Origin of the sequence: Micromonospora sp. C51, assembly GCF_018070435.1 — a bacterium.
Classification (GTDB): Bacteria; Actinomycetota; Actinomycetes; order Mycobacteriales; family Micromonosporaceae; genus Micromonospora; species Micromonospora sediminimaris.
Map to the genome: position 1 here is coordinate 19,896 of NZ_JAGPXQ010000062.1, position 7,416 is coordinate 27,311.

Annotated in this window: 8 protein-coding genes; 4 read left to right on the plus strand and 4 right to left on the minus strand. The window is 73.4% G+C overall.

From position 1 onward, the window contains the following. Positions 1 to 771, plus strand: coding sequence for an energy-coupling factor ABC transporter ATP-binding protein (locus KBX50_RS30880; RefSeq protein WP_210941382.1), 771 nt, complete (start codon positions 1 to 3; stop codon positions 769 to 771). On the opposite strand, the gene KBX50_RS30885 is transcribed toward KBX50_RS30880, so the two are convergent. The 4 genes from KBX50_RS30885 to KBX50_RS30900 are packed head-to-tail and all read right to left on the minus strand — an operon-like array spanning position 761 to position 3,633. Then, positions 761 to 1,876 (minus strand): hypothetical protein, encoded by a 1,116-nt coding sequence (locus tag KBX50_RS30885; RefSeq protein WP_307871130.1) that lies wholly within the window; start codon positions 1,874 to 1,876, stop codon positions 761 to 763. The two genes, KBX50_RS30880 and KBX50_RS30885, sit on opposite strands and share 11 nt — an antisense overlap. Then, positions 1,873 to 2,589: a thioredoxin domain-containing protein gene (locus tag KBX50_RS30890; RefSeq protein WP_210941384.1), complete on the minus strand. Its 717-nt coding sequence runs from the start codon at positions 2,587 to 2,589 to the stop codon at positions 1,873 to 1,875. Before KBX50_RS30890 ends, KBX50_RS30885 begins: the two co-directional genes overlap by 4 nt. After that, a complete protein-coding gene (locus KBX50_RS30895; protein WP_210941385.1) occupies positions 2,582 to 3,079 on the minus strand; it encodes a MauE/DoxX family redox-associated membrane protein in 498 nt (165 codons plus the stop codon). The genes KBX50_RS30890 and KBX50_RS30895 overlap by 8 nt, the downstream gene beginning before the upstream one ends. Next, the gene (locus KBX50_RS30900; protein ID WP_210941393.1) at positions 3,076 to 3,633 is read right to left on the minus strand and encodes a sigma-70 family RNA polymerase sigma factor; all 558 of its coding nucleotides are present in this window, start codon (positions 3,631 to 3,633) and stop codon (positions 3,076 to 3,078) included. Before KBX50_RS30900 ends, KBX50_RS30895 begins: the two co-directional genes overlap by 4 nt. A gap of 307 nt (positions 3,634 to 3,940) precedes the next feature. Between KBX50_RS30900 and KBX50_RS30905 the strand changes: the two genes are divergently transcribed. The 3 genes from KBX50_RS30905 to KBX50_RS33905 form a co-directional block, all read left to right on the plus strand. Further along, a complete protein-coding gene (locus KBX50_RS30905) occupies positions 3,941 to 5,596 on the plus strand; it encodes a copper resistance CopC/CopD family protein (protein WP_374224762.1) in 1,656 nt (551 codons plus the stop codon). Positions 5,597 to 5,609: 13 nt separating this feature from the next. Next, positions 5,610 to 6,377 carry a YcnI family protein gene (locus KBX50_RS30910; RefSeq protein WP_210941387.1) on the plus strand — a complete coding sequence of 256 codons (768 nt, stop codon included), beginning with the start codon at positions 5,610 to 5,612 and terminating at the stop codon, positions 6,375 to 6,377. 140 nt (positions 6,378 to 6,517) lie between these two features. Then, positions 6,518 to 7,416, plus strand: an 899-nt coding sequence (locus KBX50_RS33905; RefSeq protein ID WP_210941388.1) for a hypothetical protein, incomplete at its 3' end; no start/stop codon positions are given.

The window sequence follows — 7,416 nt, forward strand, 5'->3', positions numbered from 1 at the left end:
GTGCAACCCACCCCGCCCAGCCTGGACGTCCGCGGCGTCCGGTACGCCTATCCCGACGGCCATGTCGCGCTGGACGGCGTCGACCTGACGGTGGGGCGCGGTGAGCGGGTCGCGCTGCTCGGCCCCAACGGCGCCGGCAAGACCACGCTGGTGCTGCACCTCAACGGCATCCTGACGCCCACCGAGGGGCAGATCGCGGTCGGTGGTCTGACCGTCGGCCCGGACCGGGCGACGCTGGCGGAGATCCGCCGCCGGGTGGGCATCGTCTTCCAGGACCCGGACGATCAGCTCTTCCTGCCCACCGTCGCCGAGGATGTGGCGTTCGGGCCGGCCAACCTCGGGCTGCGCGGGCCGGAGCTGACCGCCCGGGTGGACGAGGCGCTGGCCGCGGTGGGCATGTCCGAGCACCGCGACCGGACCCCGCACCATCTCTCCTTCGGGCAGCGTCGTCGGGTGGCGGTGGCCACCGTGCTGGCGATGCGTCCGGAGATCCTGGTGCTCGACGAGCCGTCGTCCAACCTCGACCCGGCGGCGCGGCGGGAACTGGCCGGCATCCTGCGTACCCTGCCGGTGACCCTGCTGATGGTCACGCACGACCTGCCGTACGCGTACGAACTCTGCGACCGCTCGGTCATCCTCGATGGTGGGCGGATCGTGGCCGACGGGCCGACAGCCGTTCTGCTCGACGACGAGGAACTGCTCGCCCGGCACCGCCTCGAACTGCCCTACCCGTTCCGTCCCACCCCGGGGCGCACGTCGATCAGCGAGTAGCGGCCGTCGCCCCAGTCGTTTGGCGGGCGGCGGCGTGCAGGCGCAGCAACGCGGCGGCCAGCGCGCCGGCGCCGGCGACCAGCACGAGAACCACAAGCACCCGGGCGATCGTGGGCGGCCACGGCATCGGAAGCACCGCCCGGGTGAACCCGGCGATGTTCGTCACCCCGGCGAACAACGCCAGGCAGACCCCGGCGAGCCCTACCAGGAAGTCGGCGTGGGAGCGGGAGGCCGACGCCGCTCCACCGCCGTCGGTCGACGTGTGGCCGCCGGTCATCGCCCGCGCCCCGGCGGCGATCGCCCCCAGGCCGGTCAGCAGGGTCCACACCGGGCCGGTCAGCAGGCCGGCCAGCACTCCGCCCGGTCCCTGTGCTCCGCCGTCCAACGTCCGTCCGAGGGCGAGCGCGATCGCCGCAACCCCGCCGACGAGCAGTAGCCCGCCGAGGGCGACAAGCGCCCGGCGGCCGGGGATGCTCGTCGCCGGCAGCACCCCGAGCGCACCGACCGCCAGCGCACCGACGACGGCCACCACCCACCAGGTGTACGCGTCCGGCGGCGGTACCCAGTCCAGGGTGCCGCGGATCTCCAGCGGCCCGTTCGCGTCGCGCAGCGGTATCACCCAGTCGCGTACCCGGTGCTCGCGGTCGGGCGCGGCGCGGACCTGGGCGGGCGGTGTCGTCTCGCGCCACAGGGCCCGCTGGTCGTGCCAACGGGCCGTCGACCCGCTGTCGACGCGACGCCAGCGCGGCTCGGCGGCCGGGTCGGCCTCCGCCGGCAGGGCGGTGTCGCCGACGATGGTGCGGTTGAGGTACGTCGCGGGCGAGCGGGTGTTCTCGTGGACGCCGTCCGGACCGATCCGCAGGTACGGCTCCCCCGAGTAGCCGATCACCTCGACCGGCGTGTCGCCGGTGTTCGTCAGTTCCAGCCGGGCGCCCGCCTCGATGACCCGCACCCGCAGATCCGGGCGGCCGGCGTCGGTGACGGTCACCCGGTAGTCCGTGCCGTTCGGCGCGTCCGCGCCGTGGGCGAGAGCCGGGGCGGCGGTCGCGAGGATCGCGGTGACGGTGGCGGCGAGCAGCAGCCCGGCCCGGGTGAGCAGGGTCACCGGCCGGCCGCCTCCACCGCTGCGGTGATGTTCTCCGGCGTCCACTCCCGCACCGGCTCCCCGTCGACCAGGATGGTCGGCGTGCCGGAGACGTTGGCGCGGCTCGCCTCGGCGGTGACGTGCTCCGTCCACGGCTGGTACTTGCCGTTCCGGACGCAGCTGCCGAACGCGTCGCGGTCCAGCCCCACCTCGACCCCGATGTCGATCAACTCGTCGTTGCTGAGGCCGGCACCGCCCTCCGGGGGCTGCCGCTCGAACAGCGCCTTGCTGAACTCGGTGAACTTGCCGCCCTCGGCGGCGCAGCCGGACGCGGCCGAGGACCGGGTCGAGTACTCGGTGCTGGAGTAACGGTTGAGGTAGGCCACCGGGTGATACACCACGCGCACCCTGCCGTCGGCGATCAACTGCTCGATGGTGGCACCGCTGGTCTGCTCGAACTGCTTACAGGCCGGGCAGAGGTAGTCCTCGTAGATGTCGATGGTCACCGGCCCGGATCCGACCACGACGCCGGTGCCGGCCTCGTTGGCGCCCGGGGGCGCGGTGAACTCGTCGGACTGCTGGCTCGACCAGACGCTCCAGCCGATCAGGCCGGCGATGACCAGCACCAGCACCGCGCTCAGGGAGATCCACAGGGTGCGCTTGCGGCGTCGCTCCTGGGCCATCTGTTCCCGGACCACCCGGGCCGCGTCCTTGCGCCCCTTGCGACTACTCATTGTCGTCCTCCACCGGTTCGCCCGCCAGCGCGCCGTCGGCAGAGACGGCGGTGCGGGGCCAGATCAGCAGGAACCCGGCCAACGCCAGGAAGCCGATGTCCCGGAGAATCTCCGGGAGATAGCTGGGGGTCTCCCCGGCCGGCAGTTCGCCGCCCACCCCGAAGCAACCGCAGTCGATGGCCAGCCCCCGCGACCAGGCCGAGGCGATGCCCGCGATGAAGACCAGCAGCAGGGCCGCGGAGACTCCGGCGGCCAGCCTGGTGGCCAGCCCGAGCAGCAGCAGCAGGGCCAACGCCAGCTCGACGAAGGGCAGCGCCGCACCGACCACCATCGCCACGTCGTACGGCAGCACCTGGTAGGCGTTCACCGCGCGACCGGAGGCGGCCAGGTCACCGACCTTCGACCAGCCGGCCCACAGCCAGACGACGGCCAGACCGAGCCGGACGGCGAGACCGAGCCAGGGGCGCCAGGTGCGCAGGTTGCTGTTCACCCGGCCAACGCCTCACCGACCGCGTCGACCAGTTCGGCCCGGGCTCGCGCCACCCGGGAGCGGATGGTGCCGACCGGCACCCCCTCCACCACGGCGGCCTCGGCGTACGACAGGCCGAGCAGTTGGGTTAGCACGAACGCCCCGCGCCGTTCGGCGGCCAGCCGGCGGACCAGGTCGCTCGCGCCGAGCTGACCGGCCGGGTCGGGGTGCGGCACGTCGGTGTGCGCGTGCGCGGTGAGCCGTTGATCGAGTCGCCGCCGCCGTACCACGGTGCGCAGATGGTCGGCGCAGGTCCGGCGGGCGATGCCGAGCAACCAGGTGCGCGCGCTGGACCGGCCGGCGAAGGCGGGCAGCGCGCGGAAGGCTCGCAGGTAGGTCTCCTGGGTGAGATCGTCGGCGCTGTCCGGATCGACAAGCGCCGCGGCGAACCGCCACACCTCGGCCTGGGTGGCGCGCACGAACGCGGCCTGGGCCACCGGGTCGCCGTCCCGGGCGGCCAGCGCCCACCCGGTGGTCGGGTCGACGGTCGGGTCCGGCTCTGCGTGCTGCGCCATTCGGGCAGGTGACCGGGGTGGGCCGTCGGCGCGCTCCGCGCCGACGCTGCCGCTGTCGGCGGTGGCGGGGGTGTCGCGCGGGGCGGGGATCACGACAACTCAGGTTACGCCGTGGCACGGTGAGCAGCAGGGTCCTTCGGCCCTTCCATGGAATGCGCCACTCCGGGAACTTTTCCGGCCCGGTGACCGACTATCCGCCTATGACGTCCGGTCCGGTTTCCGCGCGCCCGCGCCCGATCATGGTAAATCGCGATCAATCGATGGGTACGCTCGCCTGGAACGGGTGTCTTCAGCGACCATGGGCGTCATGACTGCCGCCCACCGCCGCCGGTTCGCCCGGCTGGCCGCGACCGCCGGCCTGTTGGTCGCCGTCGTGACGCTGCTGCTCGTCCCCGCCAGTCCGGCCAGTGCCCACGCCGTGCTGTCCAGCAGCAGCCCGGCTGCCTCGGCCGTGGTGCCCGCCGCGCCGGCCGAGGTGGTGCTCACCTTCAGCGAGACGGTCCGCAAGGTGCCGGACCGGATCCGGGTGATCGCCCCGGACGGGTCGCGTGCCGACCAGGGTGAGCCCACCTTCGCCGGCAGTGTGGTGAACATCCCCGTCGACACCGGACGCGGTAACGGCACCTACCTGGTCACCTACCGGGTCATCTCCGCCGACAGCCACCCGGTCTCCGGCGCGTTCACCTACTCCGTCGGGGCACCCTCCGAGCCGCCGGTGGACAGCGGCGACGACGGCCAGGCCAATCCGGTGGTCGGCACCGCGGTCAAGGTCGCCAAGTTCGTCGGCTACGCCGGACTGCTGCTGGTGATCGGGCCGGCGCTGGTGCTCGCCCTGCTCTGGCCGCGCCGGCTGTCCCGACGCGGGCCGGCCCGGCTGGCCTGGACCGGCCTCGGGCTGGTGGCGTTGGCCACGGTGGCGGCGGTCCTGCTCCAGGTGCCCTACACCAGCGGCGGCGGGCTGTTCGACATCACCGGGGACGGACTGAGCCTGGTGCTCGGCAGCGCCTTCGGCGCCGCTCACCTGGTCCGGCTCGGTCTGCTGGCCGCGGTGGCGTTGCTGCTCCGGCCGTTGCTGGCCGGTCCGGTGGGCCGGACGGACCTGGTGATCCTGGGTGTGCTCGCCGTGGGCGCGCTGCTCACCTGGCCGATGGCCGGGCACCCGGCCGCCTCGCCCGCCCCGGCGGTGTCGGTGCTCGTGGACGCGGTGCACCTGGGCGGCATGGCCGTCTGGTTGGGCGGGTTGGTGATGCTCGCCGTGTTCCTGCTGCCCTGGGCCGACGAGCGGGAACTGGGGGCGATCCTGCCGATCTGGTCACGCTGGGCTGCCCTGGCGGTCTCCGCGCTGCTGCTCGCCGGCACCGTCCAGGCGCTGATCGAGGTGGCCACCCCGGCGGCACTTGTGAACACCACATACGGGCGACTGGTGCTGGCCAAGATCGGGCTCTTCGTCCTTGTCATCGCGGTGGCCGCCTACTCCCGTCACCTGGTACGCACCCGGGTCGCGGCCAGCCGACCGGCCCCGGTACGCCGGGCGATCTGGGCCGAGCTGACGATCACCGCGATCGTGCTGGGGGTGTCGGCCACCCTGGTCCAGACGACACCGGCCCGCAGCGTCTCCACGGACGTGTCCGCCGCCGACAGCGGGTACTTCAGCACCACGGCGACCAGCTCCCTCTACTCCATGCAGATCGAGGTGTCCCCGGCTCGACGAGGCAACAACTCGGTGCACCTGTACGCGTACACGCTGGACAACCAGCCGCTGCCGGTCGTCGAGTGGCAGGTCACGGTCGCCCTGCCGGCGGCCGGGATCGAGCCCATCCAGGTGCCCCTGCTGCCGCTCACCGACAACCACGCCACCGGCGAGATCAGTCTGCCCGCGGCGGGCGAGTGGGAGCTGCGGGTCACCGCCCGTACCACCGAGATCGACCAGGCCACGGTGACCGCCACCGTGCCCGTCCGATAGAGAGGTTCCATCGATGCTCCGTCACCGGCGTTTCGCCGCCACCGCCGCCGCTCTGACGCTCGGCGCCGTCGCCACGGCCGTGTTCGGTTTCGTGGGCCCAGCGTCGGCGCACGTCACGGTCAATCCGCGTGAGGCAACCCAGGGCGGCTACGGCCGGCTCGCGTTCCGGGTACCGAACGAGAGCGACACCGCGTCGACCACCAAGCTGGAGATCTTCCTGCCGGAGAACGCGCCGCTCGGCTCGGTGTCGACCATGCCGGTGCCCGGCTGGACGGTGGCTGTGGAGAAGCGGCAGGTCGACCCGCCGGTGCAGGTGCACGGCAGCGAGATCACCGAGGTGGTTTCGAAGATCACCTGGACGGCCGGCGAGGGAGCCGCCATCGCCCCCGGCACCTTCCAGGAGTTCCCGGTCTCCATGGGCCCGCTACCCGAGATCGACCAGATGGTCTTCAAGGCGTTGCAGACCTACTCCGACGGTGCCGTGGTGCGCTGGATCGACGAGCCGCAGTCCGGTGGCGAGGAGCCGGCCGCCCCGGCGCCGGTGCTCACCCTCACCGCTGCCGGCGCCGACACGCCGACGACGGCACCGACCGACGCGCCCGCTGCGGCGTCGCCCGACGACAGCGACGACGAAGACGGCAACGGTGTGGCGGTGGGCCTCGGCGTCGCCGGGCTGATCGCCGGCCTCGGCGGTCTGGTGCTCGGTGGGCTGGCCTTCGTCCGCACCCGGCGTCCCAGTGGCGCGGCACCGGGCGACGAGGCGGCCACTCCGACCTCCTGAGCCGCGCCGCGTCACAGGCCCGCCGGGTGATCCCGGCGGGCCTGTCCGCTTTCGGCGTCCGTGCCGTGGATATCCGCTGATTGGCGGGTCGGCGTAGGTAAGGTCGGCCGGGTGTCTGGCTACAGAGGGGAACAGGGCGCATGCGTTTCGTGTGGACGCTGACCGGAATGCTGCTGCTGACCGTCGGCACCGCCGCGTTGATCGGTGCGGCCGCGCTCGGTCTGCTGACCGGTCACGCCAGCCCCGACGGGGCCTTCACCGCCCGGTTCGAGACCGTGCAGACCCCTGGGCACGCGGTGGTGGTGACCGACCTCGACGCGCTGGTCCGGCAGGAGCTGCCGTTCGCCCGTGGCGGGCAGGCCCGGCTGCGGCTGGACGCGCGTACCCCCGACGGGCCGGCCTTCGTCGGCCTGGCCCCGGCCGAGGAGGCACAACGCTGGCTGGCCGGCGCGCCGCACGCCGCGGTGCTCCGGATGTCGCTGGCCAGGGGGCCGCTGCCGGTCCGGCTGGAGCAGGTGACCCCGGCGGCGGGGACACTGCCCACCGTCCCGGCCGCACCCGCCGCGCAGACCTTCTGGGTACGCGCGGGTTACGGCGTGCTCGAATGGAACCCCGACGACCTGGCCGGGCAGCGGTTGAGCCTGGTGCTGATGCGACCCGACGGTGGAGCGGGGGTGACTCTCGACCTGCGCGCGGAACTGCGGGCCGGCTGGATCGCCCCGGCCACCTGGGGATCACTCACCGGCGGCACGCTGCTGGTGATCCTCGCCGCGTTGGTGCTGCTGCGGCCGGTCCGCCCACGCGAGGTGGTCATCGTGGTCGAGCCGGACCAGGTGCCGGTCCTCGCCGGCCGACTCGGGATCAGCTCGCTCACCGGCCTGGGGGCTCCGGTGCCGCCCGGCCCCCGCAGACTGCCCGAGCGTCAACTCGTCCCGGTCGCCGCCACGGTGCCAGCCACCACGAGCCGCCCCGCGATCGGCCCCGTCCCGCGTCCCGCCACCCTCGCCGAAATCCCCACCCCCGCCACCCCCCATCGCCC